Here is a 26,386-nt window from a genome sequence, read left to right as displayed (position 1 = left end):
CGCCGGAAGGAGGCCCCTATGAGCCCGCTCGACAAGCAACCGCCGAGCCACCGCGCCGCCCTGCGCGAGGCCGCCGCGCTGGAGGCCCGGGGCGTGCCCGCGCCGCCGGTTCTGCGGGGACAGGACGGCGAGGGCTCGGTGCAGGTGCACCAGGACCCCGCCATGAAGATCGAGGGCGCGCAGGTCGTCGCGGTCTATGGCAAGGGCGGGATCGGCAAGTCGACCACCTCGTCGAACCTCTCGGCCGCCTTCGCGAGCCAGGGCAAGCGCGTCTTGCAGATCGGCTGCGACCCCAAGCACGACAGCACCTTCACGCTGACCGGGCGGCTGCAGCCCACGGTGATCGACATCCTGAAGGACGTCGATTTCCACGCCGAGGAGCTGCGCCCCGAGGATTTCGTGACCGAAGGCTGGGGCGGGGTGCAATGCATCGAGGCCGGCGGCCCGCCCGCGGGCACCGGTTGCGGCGGCTACGTGGTCGGCCAGACCGTGAAGCTCCTGAAGCAGCACCACATGCTGGACGACACCGACGTGGTGATCTTCGACGTGCTTGGCGACGTGGTCTGCGGCGGCTTCGCGGCGCCGCTCCAGCACGCCGACCGGGCGGTGATCGTCACCGCTAATGACTTCGATTCGATCTATGCGATGAACCGGATCATCGCCGCGGTGCAGGCCAAGTCGGCGAACTACAAGGTCCGGCTCGCGGGCTGCATCGCCAACCGGTCGCGCGACACCGACGAGGTCGACCGCTTCTGCGACGAGGTGGGCTTCCGCCGCATCGCGCATATGCCCGATTACGACGCGATCCGCCGCTCGCGGCTGAAGAAGAAAACCCTCTTCGAGATGCCCGAGGAGGAGGACATCCTGGCCGCTCGCGCCGAATACCTGCGGCTGGCGGACACGCTCTGGGCCGGGACCGAGCCCCTGGCGCCCGAACCGCTGCCCGACCGCGACATCTTCGAGCTTCTGGGATTCGACTGATGAGTTACGAGCTCACCCGCGCCCGCGTCGAGGACTACTTCGACCGCACCGCCACCCGGACCTGGGAGGCGCTGACCTCGGACGCCAAGGTGAGCCGCATCCGCGAGACCGTGCGCCGGGGCCGGGACGCCATGCGCGAAAGGCTCCTGGCCGCGCTGCCCGCCGATCTGAGCGGCGCGCGGGTGCTGGATGCCGGCTGCGGGGCCGGGCAGCTCAGCCATGAACTGGCCCGCCGCGGCGCCGATGTGCTGGGCGTCGACATCGCGCCCGAGATCCTCAAGATCGCCGAGCGCCGCACCCCCGAGGCGCTGCGCCCGCGCGTGCGCTTCCGCAGTGCCGACATGCTGGACGCAGGCCTTGGCCGTTTCGACCACACGGTCGCCATGGACAGCCTGATCTACTACGCGCCCGCGGACCTTGATGCCGCGCTCGACCGGCTGGCGGCCCAGAGCGGCAGCCTGGCCTTCACGGTCGCCCCGCGCACGCCGCTGCTCATGGCGATGTGGCAGATGGGCCGGCTCTTCCCGCGCTCGGATCGCTCGCCCCTGATGGTGCCGCAGGCGCCCGACCGGCTGATCGCCCGGCATGGCACGCGCGACCTCGGGCGGATCACCACCGGGTTCTACATCAGCCACGCGCTGGAGATCCGCGCATGAGCCAGCCGCGCCTCATATCCCTGACGCGGCGCTTCCTGCCTTTCGCCGACGCGGCCTCCGAGCATCTGCCGCTGAGCCAGCTTCTGCGGCTCTCGCTGTTCCAGGTCTCGGTCGGCATGGCGGCGGTCATGCTGCTCGGCACGCTGAACCGGGTGATGATCGTCGAGCTCTCGGTGCCGGCGACCATCGTGGCGGTGATGATCGCCCTGCCGGTCTTGATCGCGCCCTTCCGGGCGCTTCTGGGCTTCCGCTCGGACACCCATCGCTCGGCCATCGGCTGGAAGCGGGTGCCCTACCTCTGGTTCGGCTCGCTCTGGCAGATGGGCGGGCTGGCGGTCATGCCTTTCGCGCTTCTGGTGCTCGGCGGCGACGTGGTCCACCAGGTGCCCTTCGCGGGCGAGGTGCTGGCGGCGCTGGCCTTCCTGATGACCGGGCTCGGGCTGCATATGACCCAGACCGCGGGTCTCGCTCTGGCCAGCGACCGCGCCACCGAAGAGACCCGCCCCCGGGTCGTGGCGCTTCTCTACGTGATGTTCCTTCTCGGCATGGGGCTTTCGGCCGTGGTGATCGGCTGGCTCCTGCGCGACTACTCGAGCCTGCGTCTGATCCGCGTGGTGCAGGGCGCCGCGGTGGCGGGGCTGGTCCTGAACCTCGTGGCGCTCTGGAAGCAGGAGCGCGTCCGCCCCATGAGCGCCGCGGAGCGCGCCGCGCCCCGGCCGAGCTTTGCCGCGGCCTGGCGCGACTTCGCCCAGGGCGGGGTCGCGGGCCGGCTACTGGTGGTGGTCTTCCTCGGGACCATGGGCTTCAACATGCAGGACGTGCTGCTCGAACCCTACGGCGGCGAGATCCTGGGGCTCTCGGTCTCCTCGACGACGCTTCTGACCGCGATGTGGGCGGCGGGCGCGCTTCTGGGCTTCGCCTTCGCGGGCCGGATGCTGGCGCGCCGCGCCAATCCCTACCGCATGGCGGCGGCGGGCGTGCTGGTGGGCGTCGCGGCCTTCTCGGTGGTGATCTTCGCCGCGCCGATGTCCTCGACGCTGCTGTTCTTCGCGGGCGCCGGGCTGATCGGGCTTGGCGGCGGCTATTTCGCGGTCTCCACGCTGATGGCGGCCATGACCATGCCGGCCGAAGGGCTGGCCGGGCGCGGCCTGGCGCTGGGCGCCTGGGGCGCGGCGCAGGCCACGGCGGCGGGGCTTTCCACCGCGATCGGCGGGGGCCTGCGCGACTGGGTCAACATTCACGCGATGGCGGGGGATCTCGGCGCCGCGCTCGCATCCCCGGCGACGGGCTATTCCGTCGTCTATCACCTCGAGATCGGCCTGCTTTTCGTCACCCTCGCGGCGCTCGGGCCGCTGGTGAGCCGGGCGCTGCATCCCGCGCCGGGCCCGGCAAAGTTCGGCCTGGCCGATTTCCCGACGTGACAACCATGATGGAGGACCAGAAAAATGGTTGACGACTACATCTTCGGAAACCTCGACCTGGCGAGCATCTCGCTGTGGCTCTTCTTCATCTTCTTCGTCGGGCTGGTGATCTGGATCCAGCGCGAGAACCAGCGCGAAGGCTATCCGCTGGTCGACGAGGACGGCAGCCCCGCCGATGCCGGCGGTGTCTTCCCGATGCCCGCCGACAAGACCTTCGTGCTGCCGCATGGCCGCGGCACCTACACGGTGCCCTCGGGCCAGCCGGCGGACCGCGACGACCACCACGCCAACATGACCCGCGCCTTCGAGTCGGGCGGCTTTCCCTATGATCCGACCGGCAATCCCTTCGAACAGGGGATCGGCCCGGCGGCCTGGGCGAACCGGCGCGACGAGCCCGAGCTCGACGGCCACGGGCGCCCGAAGATCATCCCGATGAAGCGCGACGGCCATTTCCTGGTCGCCGCCGGCAATGACCCGCGCGGGCTGCCGGTGCGCTCGGGCGACGGGCAGGTCGTGGGCATGGTTTCGGACATGTGGATCGACGAGCCGGAACAGCTGGTGCGCTACCTCGAGATCGAGCTCGAGGGTGGCGGCGGCACCCGGCTCCTGCCGATGACCCTGGCGCGGATCTGGGGCAACCGGGTCGACGTGAAGACGCTTTACGCCGCGCAGTTCCCGGGCGTGCCGACCACGAAGGCGCCCGATGTCGTGACCAAGCTCGAGGAGGACAAGATCAGCGCCTACTACGGCGGTGGCGTCCTCTACGCGAGCCAGAAGAGGCAGGACCCGCAGCTCTGACGGGGCGCGGGTCGAGAGGGAGGCGAGCCGATGCCGCATGACGATTTCGCAACCGAGCCCGTGAAGGGCCTGCCCGAGCGCCCGCCCGAGGGCGAGCGCATCCTCTGGCAGGGCCGCCCCGAGGCCTGGGCCCTGGCCCGGGACGCGCTGAGCCTGAAATGGGTGGCGCTCTATTTCCTCGGGCTGGCGGTCTGGCGCTTTGTCGCGGTCGTGGACCTGATGCCCCTGGGCCAGGCTCTCGGCGCGGCAGTGCCCTTCCTGATCCTGGGGGCCATCACCCTGGGGCTCCTCTTCGCCATCGCCTATGTGCAGGCCCGCGCCACGGTCTACACGATCACCAACCGCCGGGTCGCCATGCGGATCGGCGCGGCGCTGACGGTGACGCTGAACCTGCCCTACACGCAGATCGCCTCGGCCGACCTGGCGCGGCGGCGCGACGGGACGGGGACGATCTCCTTCCTGACGCTGGGCGAGACGCGGCTGTCCTACCTGGTTTGCTGGCCGCATGTCCGGCCCTGGAAGATGGCGCCCACGCAGCCCGCGCTGCGCTGCATCGCCGAGGCCGAGAAGGTCGCCGAGATCCTCGGCGAGGCCGCCCGCACCCGCATCGCCGAACCCCGCGTGAGCCGCGCCGACCCGGCGCCCGGCGCCGCGGCGGTGGCGGCGGAATAAGGAGGGCCCGACCATGTCCAGCCAGACCGCCCCCCGCCTGCGCCACGAGGCCCGGGACCTCGTGCCGACCGCCATGGTCCGGGCCATGGCCGCGCTGGTGACGCTGGTGCTTTGCCTGACCGCCTTCTGGGTCTGGTCGGGCCGCCCGCTCGAGGCCACGCCGCCGGTCAGCCCGGTGCAGTCCGAGCGGCTCGTCTACCTCAAGGGAGAGATGTCCGGCGCGGCCCGGGTGCTCGATGCCAACGGCGTGCTGATCGCCGATTTCGGCCCCGACGAGGGCGGATTCATCGCGGGGATCTACCGCGTTCTGGAGCGCGAGCGGACCAATGCCCGCGTTCCCGTCGACGGGCCGGTGCGGCTCGTCGCCTACGAGAACGGCCGTCTGGCGATCTTCGACCCGACGACCGACTGGGGCGCCGACCTCATGGGGTTCGGTGCGGATAACGCAGCCGCCTTCGCCAAGCTGCTGCGTCAATAGCTCGAAAGGGAGCCGGAAATGGGACTTCTGACACGCGAGATCGAACGGGCGCCCTGCACCGTCGAAATCTCTCACAAATTCGAAAGCCTGCACGCGCATGTGCGCTTCAACAACGGCGCCGTGGTCAACCCCGGCGACGAGGTGACCGTCCAGGGGCCCGAGATCATGGCGCCCTTCGGCGAGGTCGTGAGCGAGGACCGCGAGGCGATCATCCTGCGCGCCTCCAAGCTCGAACAGCTCTGGACCCGGCTCACCGGGGACCTCGAGGTGATGGAGCTTTGCGAGTTCTCCTTCTCCGAGGAGGTCACGCTATGAACGTCCAGACCCCGCATACAGCCGACATCACCAATGTCGACGAGAGCCTGGCCCTCCAGGAGGCCCAGGCCAAGATGGACAGCCAGTTCGCCACCGACGTGGCGATGCAGAACACCCTGCTGACGCCGCGCTTCTACACCACCGACTTCGACCAGCTCGACGCCATCGACGTCAGCCCGGTCCGCAAGGACTGGGACGCGCTGATCGCCGAGATGGAGGCCGACCCCAACAAGGGCCACTTCAAGAAGAACGAGGACTGGGACGAGGTCGACTGGGAGGGCATGGAGCCCGGGCTGAAGAAGGAGTTCATCGACTTCCTGATCTCGTCGTGCACCGCCGAGTTCTCGGGCTGCGTCCTCTACAAGGAGATGAAGCGGCGCGGCAAGAACGGCGACATCGTGCAGCTGTTCCAGCTCATGGCGCGGGACGAGGCGCGGCACGCGGGTTTCATCAACGACGCCCTGCGCGAGGCCGGCGTCGCGGTGAACCTGGGCTTCCTGACGCAGAAGAAGAAATACACCTTCTTCCAGCCGAAGTTCATCTACTACGCCACCTATCTGTCGGAAAAGATCGGCTACGCGCGGTATATCACCATCTACCGCCATCTCGAGGCCCATCCCGAGCACCGCTTCCACCCGATCTTCAAGTGGTTCCTGGAATGGTGCGGCGACGAGTTCCGCCACGGCGAGGCCTTCGCGCTTCTGATGAAGACCGACCCGAAGCTGACCTCGGGGCGCAATGTCCTCTGGATCAAGTTCTTCCTGACGGCGGTCTATGCGACGATGTATGTGCGCGACCACCAGCGCCCGGAGTTCCACAAGGCGCTGGGCGTCGACCCGGACTGGTATGCCCATTCGGTCTTCACCAAGACCAGCGCGCTGACCGAGCAGATCTTCCCGATCACGCTCGACATCGAGCATCCGCGCTGGCAGCCGACGCTGGAACGGCTGCACCGCGCCAATGTCGGCATCGCCGAGGGCAAATCCGAGGGCGGGCTTTCCGGGCGGCTCAAGAGCTGGGCCAATTCGGCGCGCGCCGCGCTGTGCTTCGTGCAGCTCTACACGATCCCGGCCAACAAGCACCGCGTGCCGCAAAGCACCCGGCTGGAGCCGGTCTATTGAGCCTCAAGCGGCATATGACAGCGGCCCGGGCGCAATCGCGCGCCCGGGGTCCGAGCCAGGGCAGGAGGGCGCCGTGATCCTCAGCGATCCCTGGCTGGCTGCGCTGGCGGCGCTCTTTGTCTGGTGGTTCTCCACCGGGGCGATCCTCGTGGCCGTGCGCCGCGCGGTGAGCCCCGGGGCGCGGCTCTGGCTGACGCTCGGCAGCGCGCCGGTCCTGGCGCTGGCGGTCTGGGCGGTGCATGGCGCCGCCGACGCCCAAGGGCTCGCCGGGGTCTACCTGGGCTTCCTCGGCGCCATCGCGCTTTGGGGCTGGATCGAGACCGCCTTCCTGACCGGCGTGGTCACCGGGCCGAACCTGCATCCCTGCCCGCCGGGCCGTCCCGGCTGGGAACGCTTCCTGCGCGCCTGGGGCACCATCGCCTACCACGAGATGGCACTGGTCGCGGCGCTGATCGTGCTGGGCCTGCATGCGGCCGGCGCGGCCAATACCACCGCCTTCTGGACCTTCGCGGTGCTGTTCTTCGCGCGGCTCTCGGCCAAGCTGAACCTCTTTCTCGGGGTGCCCAAGATCAACACCGAGTTCCTGCCGCCGCAGCTCTCGCATCTGCCGAGCCACTTCCGCATCGCGCCGATGAACTGGCTCTTCCCGGTCTCGGTGACCGCGCTGAGCTTCGCGGTGGCCTGTTGGCTGGAACGACTGTTTACCGCCGGAACGCCCGCCGAGGCGGCCGGCTTCGCCCTTCTGGCCGCGCTGACCGCGCTGGCCCTGCTCGAGCATTGGTTCCTTGTGCTGCCCTTGCCCGACGAGAAGCTCTGGCGCTGGATGCTGCCCGCGCCCAAACCGAAAAACGACCACCGGGAGGACGCCCATGGACTTTGACGCCCTTTTCGACGCCGAGCTCGATCGCCTGCGCGCAGACGGCAACTACCGCATCTTCGCGGAGCTCGAGCGCAAGTGCGGCGCCTTCCCCCAGGCCCGCAGCTACGACGCGGAGGCCCCCGAGGAGGTGACGGTCTGGTGCTCCAACGACTACCTGGGCATGGGCCAGAATCCCAAGGTCATGCAATCCATGCAGGCCGCCGTGGCGGCCCATGGCTGCGGCGCCGGCGGCACCCGCAACATCTCGGGCAACACCCATCAGCACCGGCTTCTCGAGGCCGAGCTGGCCGATCTGCACGGCAAGGAGGGCGCGCTGCTCTTCACCTCGGGCTATGTCTCGAACTGGGCGGCGCTCTCGACGCTCGGGGCCAAGCTGCCCGATGCGGTGATCCTTTCGGACGAGAAGAACCACGCCTCGATGATCGAGGGCATCCGCCACTCCAAGGCCGAGAAGGTGATCTGGAAGCACAACGACCCCGAGGACCTCGACGCCAAGCTCGCGGCGCTGCCCTCCAATGCGACCAAGATCGTGGCCTTCGAGTCGGTCTACTCCATGGATGGCGACATCTGCCCGATGGAAGAGATCATCGAGGTCGCCGAGAAACACGGCGCCATGACCTATCTCGACGAGGTGCATGCCGTGGGCATGTATGGCCCGCGCGGCGGCGGTGTCTCCGAAGAGCTTGGCCTGGCCCACCGGATCACCCTGATCGAGGGCACGCTGGGCAAGGCCTACGGCGTGGTCGGCGGCTATGTGACCGGCTCGGCCTCGCTTTGCGATTTCATCCGCTCCTTCGCCTCGGGCTTCATCTTCACCACCGCCCTGCCGCCCGCGGTGGCCGCGGCGGCGCGCACCTCGATCGCGCATCTGAAGGAGAGCGACTGCGAGCGCGCCCGCCAGAAGGTGCAGGTCGCCAAGCTGCGCAAGCGGCTGGACGCGTTGGGCATTCCGCATCTCGACAACCCCAGCCACATCATCCCGGTGATGATCAAGGACCCGGTGAAATGCCGCCAGCTCGCCGACATCCTGATGCAGGACTTCGGGATCTACGTGCAGCCGATCAATTATCCCACCGTGCCCAAGGGCACCGAGCGGCTGCGCTTCACCCCCGGGCCCCTGCACAGCGACGAGGACATCGAACGGCTGGTGCAGGCGCTGGCGACGCTCTGGAAGCGCTGTGCCATCGCCCACGCGGTCGCGTGAACGTGTCGGGAAAGCGGTTTCCGCCACCCGTCTGACGGGATAGCATCGTCATGTTGAACAACGGTTATTTGCATGACGATGCTGCGCGCCCTTTTCCTTGCCGCATTCCTGCCCGCGGACCTCGCCTCGGCCCAGGAGGCGCCCTCGGCCTTCGCGCCCTGTGCGCAGTGCCATAGCGTGACCGCGCCGGACGGCACGCGGCTGGTCGCCGGCGGGCGCACCGGGCCGAACCTCTACGGCGTGATGGGCCGGCCGGTCGCCGGGGCGGCGGGGTTCAACTACTCGCGCTCCATGCAGGAGGCGCGCGCCCGCGGGCTGACCTGGGACCGCGCGAGCTTTGCCGCCTATCTGAAGAACCCCACCGAGTTCCTGCAGGGCTGGCTCGGCGACCCCTCCGCGCGAGCCCGCATGGCCTACCGCAGCGAGACCGGCGCCGGGGCGATCTACGACTACCTGCGGGCGCTGGAGCGGTAGCGGCGGGGGGCGGGCTGGGCCGGCTCACGCAGACAGGGAATCAGCGTCATGCACTGTTGTCCCCGTTGACGCGCTGAGCGCACCTTTCACGGACCACGGACCACGGACCACGGACCACGGACCACGGACCACGGACCACGGACCACGGACCACGGACCACGGACCACGGACCACGGACCACGGACCACGGACCACGGACCACGGACCACGGACCACGGATCCCACCGTCTAACTTACCGGGCCGACCTCTGCCTGCCGGGCACCCGCGGTCCAACAAGACCTTCTTACCTCACACCCAGCACGACAGAGGGCGCGCGCCGGACCGGGGGACGGCGCTTCTGACCTCTGAGCCGGGCGCTTTATGGCAGCAAGGTCAGGACTAGGGGTGAGTTAGGCACGCCACTCGAAGGAGCGCCGGCCCAAGGGGCCGGTCCGGCGCGCGCCCGGCACCTTCGGTGCTATTCGGGCGCAAGTGGCGCTTGTGGGGAGCGAGGGCTGTTGTGGGGGACGAAGGTGCAATTTGGGCCGGGTTAGAGCCTGATATTGGCCCGGGGTGCGTGTGCTTATGAGTTTTTGATGGGACGTTGGCTTGGCGGGAGACCTTCAGGGCGCAGAGTGGCGCAGAGACCTGGCATTTTCATCGACAGAGCACGGTGAAGCCCGGGCGTCGCCGTGCCCCTAAACCACCAAACCACCCAACACAGGGCCGCATCCCCCGCACAGCAGCGCCGCTCAACCGCCTAACACAAAGCCGCATCCCCACGCACCGCAGCGCCGCTCAAGCACTCAACACAGAGCCGCATCCCCGCGCACGGCAGCGCCGCTCAACCACCCAAAACAGAGCCACATCCCCGCGCACAGCAGCGCCAACCAAGCACCCAACGCAGAGCTACATCCCCGCGCACAGCGGCGCCACCAAACCACCCAACACAAAGCCACATCCCCAAGCGCCCGGCGCCGCCGGCCGCCCGCGCCCGGCCTACCCCAGCAGCGTCGCGGCCAGCGCGGCGCCGGCGCCCACGGCGAGGCCCAGCGAGGCCCAGAACACCCGCACCGGCATCAGCTTCGGCGCGCGGTCGACCCGGGGCTGGGACTGCTGCACCAAAAGCCCCTCGACCAGGCCCGGAAGCCGCGGCCCGAAACGGGCCACGACCTTGGCGGTCTCGGCCAGGTCACGGGCCACGGCGCGGGGGCCGATGGAGCTCTTGATGTAATCCTCGACCACCGGCTGGGCGGCGTGCCAGATGTTCATCCGCGGGTTCAGCGAGCGGGCCACGCCCTCGACCACCACCATGGTGCGCTGCAGCAGGATCAGCTCGGTCCGGGTCTCCATGCCGAAACGCTCGGTCACCTCGAACAGATAGGCCAGGAGCCGCGCCATGGAGATCCGCGTGGCGTCCATGCCGAAGATCGGCTCGCCCACGGCGCGTAGCGCCCGGGCGAACTCGTCCACGTCGCGGTCGGCGGGCACATAGCCGGCCTCGAAGTGCACCTCGGCCACGCGCTGATAGTCACGGCGGATGAAGCCATAGAGGATCTCGGCGTAGACCCGGCGGGTATAGGCGTCGATATGGCCCATGATGCCGAAGTCATAGGCGATGATCGCCCCGTCGTCGGCGACCTTGAGGTTGCCCTGGTGCATGTCGCCGTGGAAGAAGCCGTCGCGCAGCGCGTGGCTCAGGAAAAGCTGGATCACACGCTCGGACAGGGCCACCCGGTCGATGCCCTTGGCGTCGATGGCGGCGTTCTCGCCGAGCCGCGTGCCCTCGGCCCAGCCCAGCGTCATCACCCGGCGGCCCGAGAGGAACCATTTCACCTCGGGCACCCGGAAGCCGTCATCATCGGCGGTATTGGCGGCGAACTCCGAGGCCGAGGCGGCCTCGAGCCGCAGGTCCAGCTCGCCCATGACCACGCCTTCGAAATGCGCGATCACATCGACCGGCTTCAGCCGCCGGGTCGAGGGCAGGAGCGCCTCGATCACCCGGGCCGAGAAGTAGAAGGCGTCGATGTCGCGGCGGAAGGCGCGCTCCACCCCAGGGCGCAGCACCTTGACGGCCACGGTCTCTCCGGTGTCGGCCAGCACCGCCTTGTGCACCTGGGCGATGGAGGCCGCGGCCACCGGCTCGCTGAAGGACGAGAAGAGCCCGTCGACCGCCATGTCGAGATCGTCCTCGATGGCCTTCTTGGCCGCGTCGCGGGAAAACGGCGGCAGCTCGTCCTGCAGCACCCGGAGCTGGGCGGCCAGCTCCTCGCCCACCACGTCGGGCCGGGTCGAGAGGATCTGCCCGAACTTGATGTAGGCCGGTCCCAGCGCGGTCAGCGCGCGGGTCACCGGCGGCATGGTCGGATCGCCCTCGTAGCCCAGGAAGGCGAAAGGCCAGCCCACCACCCGGGCGGCGATGCGGATCGACCGCGGCGCGTCCACGGCGTCGAGCACCACGCTCATCGCGCCGGAGCGCTGGAAGGTCGCGCCGGTGCGGATCAGGCGCCAGAGGTTCAGGGGTCCGCGCATGGGCTCAGATCTTCCAGCCGGAATGCAGGCAGGCGATGCCGAGGCTCAGGTTGCGGTAGGATGCATTTTCGAAGCCCGCGGTCCGCAGCATCGCCAGGAAGGTCTCCTGGTCGGGGAAGCGGCGGATCGACTCGACCAGATACTGGTAGCTGTCGCGATCCCCGGCGATCATCTGGCCCATGGCCGGGATCGCGTTGAAGGAATAGAGGTCATAAAGCTTCTGCAGCCCCGGCTGCGGGATCTGGCTGAACTCCAGCACCATGAGCCGCCCGCCGGGCTTCAGCACCCGGTAGGCCTCGGACAGGGCCACCTCGGGGCGGGTCACGTTCCGGATCCCGAAAGAGATCGTGTAGACGTCGAAGCTGTTGGCGGCGAAGGGCAGGGCCATGGCGTCGCCCACCACCCAGTCGAGGCTGTCCTGCATGGCTGCGGCCTCGGCGCGCTTGCGGCCCGCGACCAGCATCGGCTCGGTCAGGTCCAGGACTGTGGCATGGCCCCGCCCGGCGCGCTTGAGAAACCGGAAGGAGATGTCGCCGGTGCCGCCAGCCACGTCGAGCAGCTTCTGCCCGGGCCGCGGCGCCAGCCAGTCCATCATGGCATCCTTCCAGAGCCGATGGATGCCCAGGCTCATGGCGTCGTTCATCACGTCGTATTTCGAGGCGACGGACTGGAAGACGCCCTGCACGAGCCCGGCCTTCTCGGATTCGGGCACCTCGGAATAGCCGAAATGGGCCTTCTTCTCGGGCTCGTCGGTCATGGAGGTCTCCGCAAACTGCCGGGCCAAGCGCCCGAATTTCGGTTACACAGATGGAGGCGGGGAAACAAACAGTCAAATCCGCGCGGGCGCGAGACCTTCAAACCGCGCCCCGCGCGCTATATCTCGGCGCCACTGCCCGTTTGCCGGAAAGCCTGCCATGCCCGAACTGCCCGAGGTCGAAACCGTCCGCATGGGGCTCCTGCCCGCGATGGAGGGCGCGGTGATCGCCCGCGCCGAGGTCAACCGCCCCGACCTGCGCTGGCCGCTGCCCGAGCGCATGGCCGAAAGGCTGACCGGCGCGCGGGTGGCGCGGCTGCGGCGGCGGTCGAAATACATCCTGGCCGACCTCTCGAGCGGCGAGACGCTGTTGATGCATCTGGGCATGTCGGGGCGGATCCTGATCTCGGGCGACCCGCTGGGGCAGTTTCTGCACGACCATCCCGCGCCCGAGAAGCACGACCACGTCGTCTTCCACATGGACAACGGCACCCGCGTCACCTTCAACGACCCGCGCCGCTTCGGCGCCATGGCGCTGATGCCGACCGAGGGCGCCGAGGCGCATCCGTTGCTGGCCGCGCTCGGGCCCGAGCCCCTGGGCAACCACTTCCACGAGGCGCATCTGGTCGCCGCGCTGAAGGGCCGGGGGATGCCGGTGAAATCGGCGCTGCTCGATCAGAAGATCGTCGCGGGGCTCGGCAATATCTACGTCTGCGAGGCGCTCTTCCGCGGTGGCATCCACCCCGCGCGCAAGGCCGGGCGCATCGGCAAGGCGCGGGTCGCCGCCCTGGTGCCGCTCATCAGAACGACGCTGGAAGAGGCGATCCGCGCCGGCGGCTCCTCGCTCAAGGACTACCGGCGGGCCGATGGCGAGCTGGGATATTTCCAGCACAGTTTCGACGTATACGGGCGCGAAGGCCTGCCCTGTCGGCGCGAGGGATGCGACGGCACGGTGCGGCGGATCGTGCAGTCCGGGCGCTCCTCCTTCTATTGTCCGGCTTGCCAAAGATAACTTGATCCAACGTGGGGACATGATAACCACGGTGGCCTGACTGGAACGAACGGAGCGCCGGTTCATGGCCTACGAGACGATTATCGTCGAGATCGAAGACCACGTCTGCACCATCAAGCTCAACCGCCCCGATGCCCTCAACGCGCTGAACTCCCAGCTCCTCAAGGAGCTGTCGACGGCGCTGAAGGATGCGGATCGCAACGACAAGGTGCGCGTGATCGTCCTGACCGGTTCGCAAAAGGCGTTCGCGGCGGGCGCCGACATCAAGGAGATGTCCGAGAAGTCCTTTGTCGAAATGTATCTGTCGGATTTCTTCGGAGACGAGCACGAGGCCGTCACCAAGGTCCGCAAGCCGATCATCGCGGGCGTCGCGGGATATGCCCTGGGCGGCGGCTGCGAGCTGGCAATGATGTGCGACTTCATCATCGCCGCCGACAGCGCCAAGTTCGGCCAGCCCGAGATCAACCTCGGCGTCATCGCCGGCATCGGCGGCACCCAGCGGCTGACCCGCTTCGTCGGCAAGTCCAAGAGCATGGACATGCATCTGACCGGCCGCTTCATGGACGCCGAAGAGGCCGAACGCTCGGGCCTGGTGAGCCGCGTCGTGCCCGCCAAGAACCTCATGGAAGAGCTGCAGAGCGCCGCGGCGAAGATCGCCGAGAAGTCGATCATCTCCTCGATGGCGGCCAAGGAGGCGGTGAACCGCGCCTATGAGACCACCCTGGCCGAGGGCATCCTCTTCGAGAAGCGGCTGTTCCACTCGCTATTCAGCACCGAGGATCAGAAGGAAGGCATGGCGGCCTTCCAGGAAAAGCGCACCGCGCAGTTCCGCGACAAGTAAGGCTTTCCCGCAAACCGGGTTGCCAGGCGGCGGCTTTTGCCCTATCAGCCGCCGCCACATGCGCGTGATGCCCGCTCTGGCAAGAATCGATCCGGCGACAGAGGTCCGGGCCCGAGCGTCATTTGCGCGAGAGACATTCGGAACCTCGAACCAAAGGGTCGATCATCATGGCGAATACGCCCCAGTCCAAGAAGCGCGCGCGTCAGACAGAGCGCCGCTATGCCGTCAACAAGGCGCGCCGCTCGCGCATCCGCACCCACCTGCGCAAGGTCGAAGAGGCCATCGCCTCGGGCGACAAGGATGCCGCACAGGCCGCACTGCGTGCCGCACAGCCCGAAGTGATGCGCGGCGTCACCAAAGGCGTTTTCCACAAGAACACGGCGTCGCGGAAAATCTCGCGTCTGGCCTCGCGCGTGAAAGCGCTCGGCTGATTTCAATCGGTTATCCGTGCAAGCGAAAAGGCGCCCCATAAGGGCGCCTTTTTTCGTGCTGTGCCCTTTCTGCGCGGCCGAGAGATTCTTTTCCACAGAACACTGAGTCAAGCGCTAAGAGTAGTTGCTGGTCCACGGGCCCGGTGGGTAATTTAGCCCTGCGAGTCACGATCGCCTGGGGGGACCAGGTCCGCGGGCTGGTGCAGCACAAGACCGAGGTCACGGTTCTGAAGGTTGCTCAGCGCGAGGCTGTGAACCGGCTGCCACCGGTTCTGCGCGAAGCACAACGATGCTTCGGCCTAGTCCAAGTAATTTGTTTGGCGCGCCAGCCGCGGGCGCCGGATGCAGGGTCCGGTGCATGGCTGGTTGCGTCTTGTTCCGCCCGAAACGCCGTTGTTTCGGGAGTGGAAGCGTTATTCCCGGAGGTCGTGCCGTGGCGTGGATCGGGCCACGTCAATTGGGATCATGCTGGGGAAAAGAGCAAAGGAATGACACAGGAACAATGGGGCGCGCTGCAGGAAAACCTCGCCAAGACGATTGGCGAGAACAACTTTGAGACCTGGATCAAACCACTCGAATTTTCCGGTTGCGAAGGGGAGGTCGCCATTCTCGAGGCGCCCACCAATTTCATCGGTAAATACGTCTCGCAGAATTTCGGCGACGCCCTTCTCGACAGTATCGCGGCTTTCGAGCCCAATGTGCGCCGGGTGCATTTCCGGGTCGCCGCGAACCAGCCTGCGCGGCCGCAGGCGGCCCGCAAGCCGCGGGCCTCGGCAGAGCCCGCCAAGGACAACCGCAACACCGATCTGATCCCCGGCGCGCCGCTCGACGAGAAGTACACCTTCGACCGCTTCGTGGTCGGCAAGCCCAACCAGCTGGCCCATGCCGCCGCGCGCCGCGTGGCCGAGGGCGGGCCGGTCACCTTCAATCCGCTGTTCCTGCACGGCGGCGTGGGTCTCGGCAAAACCCACCTGATGCATGCGATCGCCTGGGAGCTGCGGGTCCGCAATCCCGAGCTGAACGTGCTCTACCTCTCGGCCGAGCAGTTCATGTATCGCTTCGTGCAGGCGTTGCGCGACCGCCGGATGATGGACTTCAAGTCGATCTTCCGCTCGGTCGACGTGCTGATGGTCGATGACGTGCAGTTCATCGCCGGCAAGGACAGCACGCAGGAGGAGTTCTTCCACACCTTCAACGCGCTGGTGGACCAGAACAAGCAGATCGTCATCTCCGCCGACCGCGCGCCGAACGAGATCCGCGACCTGGAGAACCGCATCCGCTCGCGGCTGCAGTCGGGGCTGGTCGTCGATCTGCATCCCACCGACTACGAGCTGCGCCTGGGCATCCTGCAGTCGAAGTTCGAGAGCCAGCGGGTGCATTACCCCGACGTCGAGTTCGAAGAGGGCGTCTTCGGCTTCCTCGCGCATCGGATCTCGACCAACGTGCGGGTGCTCGAAGGGGCGCTGAACCGGCTCTTCGCCTTCGCCTCGCTGGTCGGCAAGCCGGTGGATCTGGCCATGGCGCAGGAATGCCTGGCCGATGTGATCCGCGCCTCCGAGCGCAAGATCTCCATCGACGAGATCCAGCGCCGGGTGGCCGAGCATTACCACATCCGCCTCTCGGACCTGATCGGCCCGAAGCGGGTGCGCAACTTCGCCCGGCCGCGGCAGATCGCGATGTATCTCTGCAAGCAGCTCACCGCGCGCAGCTTCCCCGAGATCGGCCGCCGCTTCGGCGGGCGCGACCACACCACCGTGCTGCACGGGGTGCGTCGAATCGAGGACCTGATGCGCTCGGACGCCCAGGTCGCCGAGGATGTGGAGCTGCTGCGCTGCGCGCTCGAGGAATGAGTCCGCACCACAACAATCGTCTTGCGCCGGCGGGGTAGGCCCCCGCTGGCCTTGACGCTTCCGCGCATACATCGGACAAAACCAGAAAACCGGCGACGCGGGCCCCGTCCGCGGCCGGTCGGGGTTTCTCGGAGGGATAGGTCATGAAGTTCAGCATGGAGCGCGCGACGCTGCTCAAGGCGGTCAGCCGGGCGCAATCGGTGGTCGAGCGGCGCAACACGATTCCGATCCTGGCCAACGTGCTGATCGAGGCCGAGGGCGAGACCGTGCAGTTCCGGGCCACCGACCTCGACATCGAGGTGGTCGACAAGGACCTGGCCCAGGTCGAACGCGCCGGCGCCACCACCGTCTCGGCGGTGACTTTGCACGAGATCGTCCGCAAGCTGCCCGACGGGGCGCTGGTCACGGTGACCGAGGACGGCGCCGCGGGCCGGCTGACCGTCGAGGCCGGGCGGTCGAACTTCTCGCTCGCCACCCTGCCCAAGGAAGACTTCCCGGTCATGGCGACCTCGGAATATTCGGCGAATTTCTCGGCCAAGGCGCAGGTGCTGCGGCGGCTCTTCGACAAGTCGAAATTCGCCATCTCCACCGAGGAGACCCGCTATTACCTGAACGGCGTCTACATGCATGTCGCCGAAGGCCCCGAGGGCCGGCAGCTGCGCTGCGTGGCCACCGACGGCCACCGCCTGGCGCGCATCGATTCCGAGCTGCCCTCCGGCGCCGAGGAAATGCCCGGCGTGATCGTGCCGCGCAAGACCGTGGGCGAGCTGCGCAAGCTCCTGGACGAGGACGACATGGACATCGCGGTCTCGGTCTCCGAGACCAAGGTGCGCTTCGCCACGCCCGAGATCACCCTGACCTCCAAGGTCATCGACGGCACCTTCCCCGATTACACCCGCGTCATTCCGCAGAACAACACCCGCCGGCTCGAGGTCGACGCCGCCGAGTTCGCCCGCGCGGTGGACCGGGTCTCGACCGTCTCCTCGGAGCGGTCGCGGGCGGTGAAGCTGCAGCTCGACGAGGACCGGCTGATCCTGTCGGTCAATGCGCCCGACAGCGGCGCCGCCGAGGAGGAGCTGGCCGTGGCCTATGGCGACGAGCGGCTCGAGATCGGCTTCAACGCGAAATACCTGCTGGAGATCGCGAGCCAGGTCGACCGCGAGAACGCGGTCTTCATGTTCAACTCCTCGGGTGATCCGACGCTGATGCGCGAGGGCTCGGACGACAGCGCGGTCTATGTCGTGATGCCGATGCGGGTCTGAGCCGGGCCTTGCGCGGGGGCCTCGGGGCGGTGTCGCCGCTCCGGGTTTTCGCGGCTTGGCCGAAAGGCGTCCACCGGGCAGAGGACGGGACGAGATGCAGATCGAGACCACCGCGCTCGAGGGCGTGCTGATCCTGACCCCGCGCCGCTTCGGCGATGCGCGGGGCTTCTTCTCCGAGACCTACAACCGCGCCGCCCACGAGGAGGCCGGGATCGCCCGGGACTGGGTGCAGGACAACCATTCCTTCTCGGTCACCCCCGGCACGGTGCGCGGGCTGCATTTCCAGGCGCCGCCCCGGGCCCAGGCCAAGCTGGTGCGCTGCGGGCGCGGCGCGCTGTTCGACGTGGCGGTCGACATCCGCGCGGGCAGCCCCACTTACGGTGAGTGGGTCGGGGTCGAGCTGAGCTTCGACAACGGGCGGCAGCTCCTGATCCCCGAGGGCTTCGCCCATGGTTTCATGGCGCTGAGCGCGGAGACCGAGATCCTCTACAAGTGTTCGGACTTCTACGCGCCCGAAACCGAGGGCGCGCTGGCCTGGGATGACCCGGACCTGGCCATCGGCTGGCCCGACCCCGGGCGCGCGCCGGTCCTGTCCGAGAAGGACGCCGAGGCCCCCGCCTTCGCGGGCTTCACCACCCCCTTCAAGGCCGGATGACCGAGGCTTTTGCCGCCTACCGCGCTCGCGCGCGGTTCGGCGCGCTCGACGGGCTTCGGGCTTTTGCGATCCTGGCGGTGCTCTACCACCACAGCCCCGTGGGCGCGGCGCTGCGCGACGGGCCGGTGCTGGCGACGCGCGGCTTTCTCGGGGTGGATCTGTTCTTCATCATTTCGGGCTATCTGATCACCACGCTGCTCTTGCGCGAAGAGGCGGCCCTCGGGCGGATCTCGCTTCGGGGCTTCTACAAGCGGCGGGCGCTGCGGATTCTGCCGCTTTACCTGCTCGTGGTGACGGTCATTGGCGGCTATTATGTCCTTCTCAAGGGTGAACCCGGGGCGGCCGAGCTTTGGCCCTTCTACTACCTCTTTCTCGCGAATTTCCTGACCGCCGATATTCCGACCTTGGCGCCGATGTGGTCGCTGTCGGTCGAGGAGCAGTACTACCTGCTCTGGCCGCTGGTGCTGATCCTCCTGCCCCGGCGCTGGCTTCTGACGGTGCTGGGCGTTTTGATCGCGCTGAACCTGGCGGGCGTCATGGGGTTGTTGTGGTTGCGACCGCCCGAGGTCGGCCCGCTGCGCTTTGCCCTGCCGACCGCGACCTATGCGCCGATCCTCATGGGCTCCGCCCTGGCCTGGGTCCTGCACCGCGAGGCGGGCTTTGCCCGGCTCTGGCCCTGGCTCGGCGCGCGACCCGCGGCGCCGCTTTGCCTGGCCCTGCTGGTAGCACTTCTCGGGTTCCTGCCCGGCGATTTGACCGGCCTGCCGAACTTCGCGCTGCATCTCAGCATGACGGCGCTGCTCGGCAGCCTGATCCTGCGCGAGGAGGGCCCGGTCTACGCGGTTCTGCGCCTGCGCCCGCTCATGCGGATCGGCGTGGTCAGCTACGGGATCTACCTCTTGCACCTGCCGGTCCTGACCCTGGTCGACCGCGCGGGCGCGGCGCTGGGGGTGGCGCCCGGTGGGCTCATCTTCCACCTGATGTTCTGGGGCGCGGCCTGGGGTGCGGCGGAACTGAGCTTTCGCTATTTCGAACGTCCCTTCCTGGCGCTGCGCCACAAGCCGCTGGGCCGCCTGCGCGCGGGCTAGTCCGGGCGGGCGCGCGCCGGTTGATCCGTGCGCAGGCCTCACCGCCATTCTTCGGGGACCTGGCTGCCGAAACGCGCGCGCACCATGGCGTATTGCGGCGCAAAGGCCGTGGCGAAGGCCGCCTCGAGATCCGGGGGCAGCGGCAGGCTGACGCCGGGGTTCACGCGCCGGCCCAGGTCCGGCGCGCCGGGGGCGATTTCAAGGAAATCGCAAAGCGCGCCAAAGGCGCGCGCGTCGCGCACCAGATCTTCGTAGAACAGGATGTGTTGCCTTGCGCGCGGCACCGTCCGGTCGAGCGCGCCCAGCGTCCGGGCGTAATCCGCCCGTTCGACGCGCGGCAGCCGGCCCGAGCGGATCAGCGCCTCGGCCCGGGCGCGGGCGCTGGCGGCGAGCGTCGCGGCTGGCGCGCCCGGGCCCAGTTCGGCGCGGGTGGCCATGCGCAGCTGCGACCACATGCGCGCCACCGGGTCGCGCAACACGAAGACGAAGCGCGCCGCGCCGATCGAGGCCATATCGGCGAAATCCGCCGCCGGCAGCACGGCGTAGGCCGGCGTGATGTCGGCGATGTAGCGCGCGCCCGCGTGGCCCTCCGCGAGGTAGGTGAGGTAGGCGGCGTGGCGGTCGGGGCCCTGCGTGCCCGCGGGGGCGCCCGACTGCATGGCGATCAGCGCCGCCGCGGCGCGGGCGCGTTCGAGCCGGGCTGGCGCGGGGCCCGCAAGCTCCAACGCATCGGCGGCGCGGGCCAGTTCGCGGGCGCGGGCGGCGAAGGTCAGCTTGCCGCAGCCGCGGCGGATGTCGAAGTAATGCAGCTCCTTCACCGGGGGCAGATGCACCTCGGGGGTTTGCGCCAGGGCCTGGTGCAGGAAGGTCGTTCCTGCCTTCTGCGCGCCGATCACAAAAAGCATGCGCGCGCCTTTCGGGAAGGGCGGCGGGGCGTAGCGGAGGAGCGCCGGGGCGGTCATGCCCGCATTCCCGCGTGGTGGTGGTCGAGCGCCTCGTCGATGCTGTCGAAAAGGGTGAGGTGTCCGTTTTCCAGGACCGCGCCTTGTCGGCAGATCCGGCGCAGCTGGCCCGGGGCATGGCTGACCACCAGCGCGCCGGCGTGGCGCAGACGGCCCTGCAGAAGCGCGCGGGAGCGCTCGAGGAAAGCCGCGTCCCCGGCGGTGAGCGCCTCGTCCAGGAGATAGGTGTCGAAGTCGAGCGCCATGTTGATGCCGAAGGCCAGCCGCGCCTTCATGCCCGAGGAATAGCGCCGGACAGGGCTGTAGAAGGCGGCACCGAGATCGGCGAAATCCTCGGTGAAGCGGCAGCAGTCCTGGGTGTCGGCGCCGTAGAGCCGGGCGACGAAACGGGCGTTCTGGGCGCCGGTCAGATCGCCGTGCAGCGCGCTGGCGAGGCCCAGCGGGTAGGAGATGCGCCCGCGGGTCAGGATTTGCCCGGCGTCGGGGCGCAGGCTGCCGGCGATCATGCGCAGAAGGCTCGATTTTCCGGCGCCGTTGCGGCCGAGCAGGCCGACCACCGCGCCCGCGGGAAACTCGGCGGTGATATGATCCGCGATGGTGATGCGGCGCCCGCCCTGGCGGTAGGATTTGCAGAGCCCTTCGAGCCGGATCATCAGCGCCGGTCCCGGATGGCCCAGTCCGCGAGCGCGCCCATGATCCAGAGGAGCGTGGCGAAGCCGCCGACCAGCGCGAGCGCCCGGGCCTTCTGCGGTGCGGCGGCGGTCTCAGGCCGGGCCGGAGCGACATGCAGGGCGAGGTAGCGGCTTTGGCGGTCGGCCTCGGTCCGGGCGCGGTCGAGGGCGGCGCGGGCCAGCATGTAGCTTTCCTCGGCGAAGCGCAGGTCGGTGGCGAGCCGTTCGTAGCGCCCGACGTGATCGGCGAAGGCCGCGGGCGCGGCGTCTGGGCCGCCACCGGTGCCAAGCCGGGCCTCTTCGCTGGCGATGCGCGCTTCGATCACCGCGACGCGGTGCTCGGCGGCCTCGATCCGGAAGCGGGCGTCGGGGGCGCTTTGGCGCAGAAGGTCGAGGTCGATCACCGCCTGGGCCAGCCGTTCCTGCAACGAGGACATGACGCCGGCGCGGATCTGCAGCGCGCTTTGCGGGTCGACGATGCGGGTCTCATGGCGGAAGCGGGTCAGCGCGGCGCGGGCCGTGCCGAGCCGGTCGCGCGCATGGGTCAGTTCCTCCTGCGCCTGGGCCATGGCGTCGGCGCGCGCTTGCGCGGAGAGCCGGTCGATCAGGGCGCGGGCCTCGGCGATGACGCCCTCGGCGATCTGCCGGGCGTCTTCAGGGGTGAATCCCTCGACCTCGAGCGAGAGGAGCGCCGTGCCGGCGCGGCGGGTGACGCGGACGCGGCTGTGCCAGTAGCGGGCAAGGTCCTCGGCCTGGCCGGTGGGGTCATAGGCAAACAGCGGATCGGCCCCGGAATCTGTCCAGGCGCCATGCGGGCGGGACCAGAGGGCGGCCAGGTCGAGCCGCGTCGCGAGGCGGCGCGTGATCTCGGGGCTTTCGATGAAATCCTGCAAGATGTCGGTGTCGGCGCTGGCGGGCGTGGCGAGATCGGCCATGCCGCCGAGCAGGTCGAGCGCACCGCTGCCTTCCTCGGCCCGGACGGAGAAGCCGGCGGTGGCGATGTAGCGCGGCGCGGCGCGCGCCTCGAGATACCAGGCGGTCAGGGCGAGGGGCAGGAGCACCAGGAACAGGGCCGAGACGAGGAGCGCGGCGTGCCGGCGGCGCAGCCGGGCCGGGCGCACCCGGGGCAGGGGCAGGATCATCGCCGGGGCTTCGCTGCGCGGTGGCGGCGGCGCGGGACGGCGGGGCTGGGGCGTCTTTCGGGCAGGCGGCATGAAGCGACTCGGGTGGTTGGGGCCGGGATGAGCCTAGGCCCGGGCGGTTAACGTCTGGCAAAGAGGCGCCGGGAAGCGCGTGTTCACGGGCATGCCGAGGCGGGTCATCAGCGCGACGTCGGGGGCGACCCAGGCGGCGAGCCGGGCGGCGGCCTGCGGGGGCAGGCGCGCGGCCAGCGCGGGCCAGCGCGGGGCGGAGCCGGGGCCGGCGTTGATGCGGGGGAGGTCAATGGGGCGGCCGGTCCAGTGGGTGAGGTCACGGGCGAGCGGGTCCAGGTCGCCGGTGTGGTAGAGACCGGAAAGGCCCTGGGCGGCGCGATATGCGGCATCGACGAGCTGGCGGTCCGACAGGCCGTCGAGCTGTCGGCCCGCGCGGATTTTCCGGCTGACGAGGTAGCGGCAATAGGGCGCGCAGTAGTGGTCCGTGATGAAGGCGCGCCAGGGGGGCGGGCCGGCGAGGAAATAGTCCTCGGCCGAGAGGGTTGTGACCTGGCGCAGGCCCAGGTGGTCGGGGCGGGCGAGCACTTCGGGTGGCAGGCTCCGGGCCTTGCGGCGGAGGTAGAAATAGAAGGAGGCGAGCCGTTCGAGTGGGTCGCGCAGCACGGTGAAGGCCCGGGCGCGCGGGCCGAGGCTGGCCAGCGCCTCCCAGTCGATATGGCCGGAATAAAGCGCGTAGCCGGGGGGCAGCTGGGCTGTGCCGGGGCCCGCCTGGCTGTGCAGGCGCACTGGCGAGACCGCGGCCTCGGGCAGGCCCTGGCTGAGCGCGGCGTGCACGCTTTGGCCGGCGGTCTTGGGGATATGCAGGAAGATCAGCGGGGCCTCTGGGGTCATTCTGGCACCTCGGAAAGCGCGAGCCTGTCGAAGGTGAAATCGGGCTCGGACTTCATCGCCCGGAGCCCGCGCAGGAAGCTGGCGGGGTCGGAGGGGTCGAGATGGGCAAGCTGCCAGGGGGCGAAGCGCCACCAGCGCAGGTGCAGGAAGCCCGCGACGAGGTCAGGCGGGTGGCGCATGCGCAGGATCCTTGCGGGCGCGCCGGCGACCACTGCATAGGGCGGCACGTCGCGGGTGACGACGGCGCCCGCGCCGATCACCGCGCCGGGGCCGATGCTGACGCCGGCGAGCAGGATCGCGCCGTGGCCGATCCAGACGTCGTGGCCCACGGTGGTGTGCCTGAGGCGCGTCGGCGGGCCGCGGCTGGGGCGCGGGGGTTGGGTGGCGTGATAGGCCTCGGATCCGGTGAACCCCGCGGCGAGGTCGAAGATCCGGTCGCCGAGGTAGAAGGCGGGGCTGGTCGAGGCCCAGTGCAGCGGGTGATCCTGGCGGCCGATCTGCACGTCTTCGCCTATCGAGACGTAGCGGCCGATGCGGGCGGCGCAGGCATAGCCCGAGACCTGGTAGGAGAAGGCGCCAAGCTCCAGCTCTTGGTCGAAGCGCGTCCATTTCAGGCTGGCGGGGGCCTCGATGAAGCCGCGGGGCGGCAGGGCGACGCGGCCGCCGGGGCGGGGCAGCGCCTCGATCCCGCGGGCGCGCAGCCAGTCGAGCGCGACCTCTCCCATGTCAGCCGGTCCCGGTGGGCGAGAGGGGCGCGGCGCGGCGGACCTCCGCGGCGGGGGCGGCCAGGACGGCGGCGCGGAGGGCGCGGGCCATGCGGTCGGGCGCGCCGGGGTGATAGGGCAGGGCCGTGCCGTTGGGCGCGGCGGCGAGTGTCGCGCCCTGGGCGCCGAGGTCGAAGCCCAGGACCGGCAGGCCGGTGGCCAGCGCCTCGTGCAGGGCGAAACAGAAGGTCTCGGGCCAGAGCGAGGGGATCAGCCAGTGCGTCACGCCGCGGGCGCGGGCGAGGGGCGCGATGTCCTCGGGGTCATAGGCGCCGCTGCGGGTGACATGGGCGGGCAGGTCGAGGTCCGGGGCGATCTCTCCGATCAGGGTGAGCTGCAGGTCGTCGCCGCAGAGCTGGGCGAGTTCGGCGATGACGGGCGCGCCTTTCTGGGGCGAGATGGCGCCGAGGACGCCGATCACCGGGCGGCTGCCTTGGCTGGCGCGCGGCAGCGGCGCGGGCGTCAGCGCCAGGCGGTGCGGACGCAGGGTGATCCGAGGCGCGAGATCGGGCCAGGCTTTGCGCAGGAGATCGGCCGAGGCCTGGGAAAAACAAGTGATCTGCGCGCGGGCGGCGAGCCCGTGCCAGGCGGCGCGCCACTGGGTGAGCGGCACGCGGGTGCCGTCGGGGCGGCGGGCCTGATGCGCGGGGTCGCGGTCGCCCGTGGCGGGCAACCCGCGATAGGTGCCGGAGCTGTCGCAAAGCGTGTAGGAGGGCGAGAGGGGGAAGTAATCGTGCAACTCCAGCTCGGCGCGGTCCTCGGGGCCGAGGAGGTCCGCGATCAGCCCGGGCAGGGCCAAGGGGTCGGCATCGCCGACGCCGCAGGCATAGACCAGGTCCTTCGCGGGCAGGAGGGACAGATACTCCGCCAGCACCGTGGCGTCGGGCGTGGCGCCGCCGATCCGGCCCCAGGCGCTAAAGAGCGTGAGCTCGAACCGGTCGGGCCCGCCAAGCGCCACGCGCAGGGCCGGGCGGCCGGCGGCGAGCGCGCGCTGGATCCGGGCTTCGGTAGCGCGGGCGACGCCGCCGCCGAGGCTGTGGGTGAAGATCACCTCGATCCGGGCGGGGCGGCTCACCTCGGCGGCCCAGGCCAGCGCCAGGGCGAAGCGCGGGCCGCCGAGCGGGTCGTCAGATTTGAAGGCGGCGACCTCGGCGTCGAAGCCGGGATAGCGGGCCCGCAGCCGGGCGCCGTTGCGGCGCAGGAGCGCCGCCTTCTCGGGCCCGAAGCTCGCCCCGCCCTGGTGTTCGACGAAGACCCCGGCGTGGCCCAGGTGCCGCCCGCCCTGGGCGGCGATGCGGCGGCACCAGTCGACCTCTTCGCCGTAGCCGCGCCCGAAGGCGGTGTCGAAGCGCGGCAGCCGGGCAAGCCAGGGGCGGGCGATGGCCATGCAGAAGCCGACGCCGGTCGGCAGCGGGGCCAGCGCGCCCTGCGGGTCGAGCCGGGCGGCGGTGGCGTCGATCCGGTCAGCCATGCCGGGGCGCAGCGGCACCTCGCGGCAGATCGCCGGGACGGAGAGGATCTCGGCCGCGTTGGAGGCCGGGGTGACCGAGGCCACGCCGGGGTCAGCGGCCAGGGGCGCGAGCAGCCGGCGCGCCCAGTCGGGCGGCAGGAAGGCATCGGAGTTCAACAGAAGCACCGGCCCGCGTTCCGGCCCTTCTAGCGCCCGGGCGAAGCCCAGGTTCACCGCGCCGATGAACCCGAGGTTGCGGCGCGTCTCGATCAAGTGCACGCGGTCGGCGCGGCGGGGGTCGGTGGCCCACTCTTGTAAGAACGGGCGGACGCGCGGATCGGTCGAGGCATCCTCGACCAGGATCAGCCGCCAGGGCAGATCGGTGTGTCGCGCGATGCGCTTCAGCACCTGCGGCAGCAGTGCAAAACCGTTGTGCACGGGCAGGACGATGGTGACGTCCGGCGCGGCCTGGACCGGGGCCTCGGGCGCGCGGCGGATCAGCCCGGGCAGGAGCGGGCCGTTGCCCTGCGTAGGCGCAAGCCCCAGGATCGCCTTCACCCGCGCGCGGCAGCGCGGATCGCGGGTCCGCCGCCAGGCCAGCGCCGCGGGCAGGGCGCGCGCCAGCCGTGCCAGGAACCCCGGCAGCAGTGGCCAGAGCGGCAGCGCCGGGCGCGGCAGGCTGAGGTCGGGGATCGCGGGGCGCCCGTCCTCGGGCTGGATCACCAGGCCGGGCGGGGTGCTTTGGGCCAGGTCACGGGGCAGGGCCGGCACGCTCAGCCGGAAGCCGCCGCCGCGAAAGCCCGAGGCCGCCACGTCGGGCCGGGGCAACGCCGCTTGGCCCGAGGCCGCCGCCCCGCCGAGGACCAGCCTCAGGCCGCGCGCCTCGGCCCAGCCTTCGACCCGCAGCCGCCCCTCGGCATAGGCCACGCGGTCGACGTGGCCGATCCGCCGCCCCGCCCTGTCGCAGAGCGCGGGACCGGGCAGGGAGACCGAAAGGTGATGGGCCGCATAGAGGTGGAAAAGCGCCGCCAGCCGTCGCAACATCGCATTCTGCCTTCGCCGAGAACAATCCCGGCGGAGAAAACACGA

26 protein-coding genes are annotated in these 26,386 nt (G+C 69.7%); 18 read left to right on the top strand and 8 right to left on the bottom strand.

The features are described 5' to 3' along the window. The first annotated feature begins 162 nt into the window (after positions 1–162). The 11 genes from bchL to LR948_RS12745 all read left to right on the top strand — a co-directional run bounded on the left by bchL (position 163) and on the right by LR948_RS12745 (position 9,000). Positions 163–981 (top strand): ferredoxin:protochlorophyllide reductase (ATP-dependent) iron-sulfur ATP-binding protein, encoded by an 819-nt coding sequence (gene bchL / locus LR948_RS12795; RefSeq protein WP_232754616.1) that lies wholly within the window; start codon positions 163–165, stop codon positions 979–981. Further along, positions 981–1,637 carry a magnesium protoporphyrin IX methyltransferase gene (gene bchM / locus LR948_RS12790; RefSeq protein WP_232754451.1) on the top strand — a complete coding sequence of 219 codons (657 nt, stop codon included), beginning with the start codon at positions 981–983 and terminating at the stop codon, positions 1,635–1,637. Before bchL ends, bchM begins: the two co-directional genes overlap by 1 nt. Further along, positions 1,634–3,058, top strand: a complete 1,425-nt coding sequence (locus tag LR948_RS12785; protein WP_232754448.1) for a PucC family protein — start codon at positions 1,634–1,636, stop codon at positions 3,056–3,058. Before bchM ends, LR948_RS12785 begins: the two co-directional genes overlap by 4 nt. Before the next feature lie 24 nt (positions 3,059–3,082). Then, a complete protein-coding gene (gene puhA / locus LR948_RS12780; RefSeq protein ID WP_232754446.1) occupies positions 3,083–3,856 on the top strand; it encodes a photosynthetic reaction center subunit H in 774 nt (257 codons plus the stop codon). A gap of 30 nt (positions 3,857–3,886) precedes the next feature. Continuing rightward, positions 3,887–4,528, top strand: coding sequence for a photosynthetic complex putative assembly protein PuhB (gene puhB / locus LR948_RS12775; protein WP_232754445.1), 642 nt, complete (start codon positions 3,887–3,889; stop codon positions 4,526–4,528). 13 nt (positions 4,529–4,541) lie between these two features. Beyond that, positions 4,542–5,006: a photosynthetic complex assembly protein PuhC gene (gene puhC / locus LR948_RS12770; RefSeq protein ID WP_232754444.1), complete on the top strand. Its 465-nt coding sequence runs from the start codon at positions 4,542–4,544 to the stop codon at positions 5,004–5,006. Between the two features lie 18 nt (positions 5,007–5,024). After that, positions 5,025–5,321 (top strand): hypothetical protein, encoded by a 297-nt coding sequence (locus LR948_RS12765; RefSeq protein WP_232754442.1) that lies wholly within the window; start codon positions 5,025–5,027, stop codon positions 5,319–5,321. Continuing rightward, positions 5,318–6,442 carry a magnesium-protoporphyrin IX monomethyl ester (oxidative) cyclase gene (gene acsF, locus LR948_RS12760; RefSeq protein ID WP_232754441.1) on the top strand — a complete coding sequence of 375 codons (1,125 nt, stop codon included), beginning with the start codon at positions 5,318–5,320 and terminating at the stop codon, positions 6,440–6,442. The genes LR948_RS12765 and acsF overlap by 4 nt, the downstream gene beginning before the upstream one ends. 76 nt (positions 6,443–6,518) lie before the next feature. Then, positions 6,519–7,322 (top strand): putative photosynthetic complex assembly protein PuhE, encoded by an 804-nt coding sequence (gene puhE, locus LR948_RS12755; RefSeq protein WP_232754615.1) that lies wholly within the window; start codon positions 6,519–6,521, stop codon positions 7,320–7,322. Beyond that, positions 7,312–8,526 (top strand): 5-aminolevulinate synthase, encoded by a 1,215-nt coding sequence (hemA, locus tag LR948_RS12750; RefSeq protein WP_232754440.1) that lies wholly within the window; start codon positions 7,312–7,314, stop codon positions 8,524–8,526. Before puhE ends, hemA begins: the two co-directional genes overlap by 11 nt. A gap of 72 nt (positions 8,527–8,598) precedes the next feature. After that, positions 8,599–9,000, top strand: coding sequence for a cytochrome c family protein (locus tag LR948_RS12745; protein ID WP_232754439.1), 402 nt, complete (start codon positions 8,599–8,601; stop codon positions 8,998–9,000). 979 nt (positions 9,001–9,979) lie between these two features. Here the strand turns inward: LR948_RS12745 and ubiB are convergent. Together ubiB and ubiE are read right to left on the bottom strand one after the other, a co-directional pair. Further along, entirely contained in the window at positions 9,980–11,512 is a 1,533-nt protein-coding gene (gene ubiB, locus LR948_RS12740; RefSeq protein WP_232754438.1) for a 2-polyprenylphenol 6-hydroxylase, read from the bottom strand. A 4-nt stretch (positions 11,513–11,516) separates the two neighbouring features. Then, entirely contained in the window at positions 11,517–12,269 is a 753-nt protein-coding gene (gene ubiE / locus LR948_RS12735) for a bifunctional demethylmenaquinone methyltransferase/2-methoxy-6-polyprenyl-1,4-benzoquinol methylase UbiE (protein WP_232754431.1), read from the bottom strand. A gap of 157 nt (positions 12,270–12,426) precedes the next feature. Between ubiE and mutM the strand changes: the two genes are divergently transcribed. The 7 genes from mutM (at position 12,427) to LR948_RS12700 (ending at position 19,405) form a co-directional block, all read left to right on the top strand. Then, the gene (gene mutM / locus LR948_RS12730; protein WP_232754430.1) at positions 12,427–13,278 is read left to right on the top strand and encodes a bifunctional DNA-formamidopyrimidine glycosylase/DNA-(apurinic or apyrimidinic site) lyase; all 852 of its coding nucleotides are present in this window, start codon (positions 12,427–12,429) and stop codon (positions 13,276–13,278) included. A gap of 64 nt (positions 13,279–13,342) precedes the next feature. Further along, positions 13,343–14,119, top strand: coding sequence for an enoyl-CoA hydratase (locus LR948_RS12725; RefSeq protein WP_232754429.1), 777 nt, complete (start codon positions 13,343–13,345; stop codon positions 14,117–14,119). Positions 14,120–14,286: 167 nt separating this feature from the next. Next, on the top strand, positions 14,287–14,550 hold the full coding sequence (gene rpsT / locus LR948_RS12720) for a 30S ribosomal protein S20 (RefSeq protein WP_232754428.1): 264 nt from the start codon (positions 14,287–14,289) through the stop codon (positions 14,548–14,550). Between the two features lie 488 nt (positions 14,551–15,038). After that, complete coding sequence (gene dnaA / locus LR948_RS12715; RefSeq protein ID WP_232754427.1) at positions 15,039–16,400, top strand: chromosomal replication initiator protein DnaA; 1,362 nt, start codon at positions 15,039–15,041, stop codon at positions 16,398–16,400. A 143-nt stretch (positions 16,401–16,543) separates the two neighbouring features. Then, entirely contained in the window at positions 16,544–17,662 is a 1,119-nt protein-coding gene (gene dnaN / locus LR948_RS12710) for a DNA polymerase III subunit beta (RefSeq protein ID WP_232754422.1), read from the top strand. A 94-nt stretch (positions 17,663–17,756) separates the two neighbouring features. Further along, positions 17,757–18,317: a dTDP-4-dehydrorhamnose 3,5-epimerase gene (gene rfbC, locus LR948_RS12705; protein ID WP_232754418.1), complete on the top strand. Its 561-nt coding sequence runs from the start codon at positions 17,757–17,759 to the stop codon at positions 18,315–18,317. Beyond that, a complete protein-coding gene (locus LR948_RS12700) occupies positions 18,314–19,405 on the top strand; it encodes an acyltransferase (RefSeq protein WP_232754417.1) in 1,092 nt (363 codons plus the stop codon). Before rfbC ends, LR948_RS12700 begins: the two co-directional genes overlap by 4 nt. 38 nt (positions 19,406–19,443) lie before the next feature. On the opposite strand, the gene LR948_RS12695 is transcribed toward LR948_RS12700, so the two are convergent. From LR948_RS12695 to LR948_RS12670, 6 genes are all read right to left on the bottom strand, one after another. After that, positions 19,444–20,310 (bottom strand): sulfotransferase, encoded by an 867-nt coding sequence (locus LR948_RS12695; RefSeq protein ID WP_232754415.1) that lies wholly within the window; start codon positions 20,308–20,310, stop codon positions 19,444–19,446. Positions 20,311–20,363: 53 nt separating this feature from the next. After that, positions 20,364–21,020, bottom strand: coding sequence for an ABC transporter ATP-binding protein (locus LR948_RS12690; RefSeq protein WP_232754414.1), 657 nt, complete (start codon positions 21,018–21,020; stop codon positions 20,364–20,366). Further along, positions 21,020–22,180: a capsule biosynthesis protein gene (locus tag LR948_RS12685; protein ID WP_232754412.1), complete on the bottom strand. Its 1,161-nt coding sequence runs from the start codon at positions 22,178–22,180 to the stop codon at positions 21,020–21,022. Before LR948_RS12685 ends, LR948_RS12690 begins: the two co-directional genes overlap by 1 nt. A gap of 105 nt (positions 22,181–22,285) precedes the next feature. Beyond that, positions 22,286–23,083, bottom strand: coding sequence for a sulfotransferase family 2 domain-containing protein (locus LR948_RS12680; RefSeq protein ID WP_232754410.1), 798 nt, complete (start codon positions 23,081–23,083; stop codon positions 22,286–22,288). After that, entirely contained in the window at positions 23,080–23,808 is a 729-nt protein-coding gene (locus LR948_RS18950; RefSeq protein WP_304621975.1) for a CatB-related O-acetyltransferase, read from the bottom strand. Before LR948_RS18950 ends, LR948_RS12680 begins: the two co-directional genes overlap by 4 nt. Before the next feature lies 1 nt (position 23,809). After that, on the bottom strand, positions 23,810–26,341 hold the full coding sequence (locus LR948_RS12670) for a glycosyltransferase (RefSeq protein ID WP_232754409.1): 2,532 nt from the start codon (positions 26,339–26,341) through the stop codon (positions 23,810–23,812). Between the last annotated feature and the right edge of the window lie 45 nt (positions 26,342–26,386).

Source organism: Roseivivax sp. GX 12232 (assembly GCF_021272185.1).
Lineage (GTDB): Bacteria > Pseudomonadota > Alphaproteobacteria > Rhodobacterales > Rhodobacteraceae > Roseivivax.
Note: the sequence above shows the minus strand (reverse complement) of the source record. Positions and strands in the feature narration are given on the sequence as shown.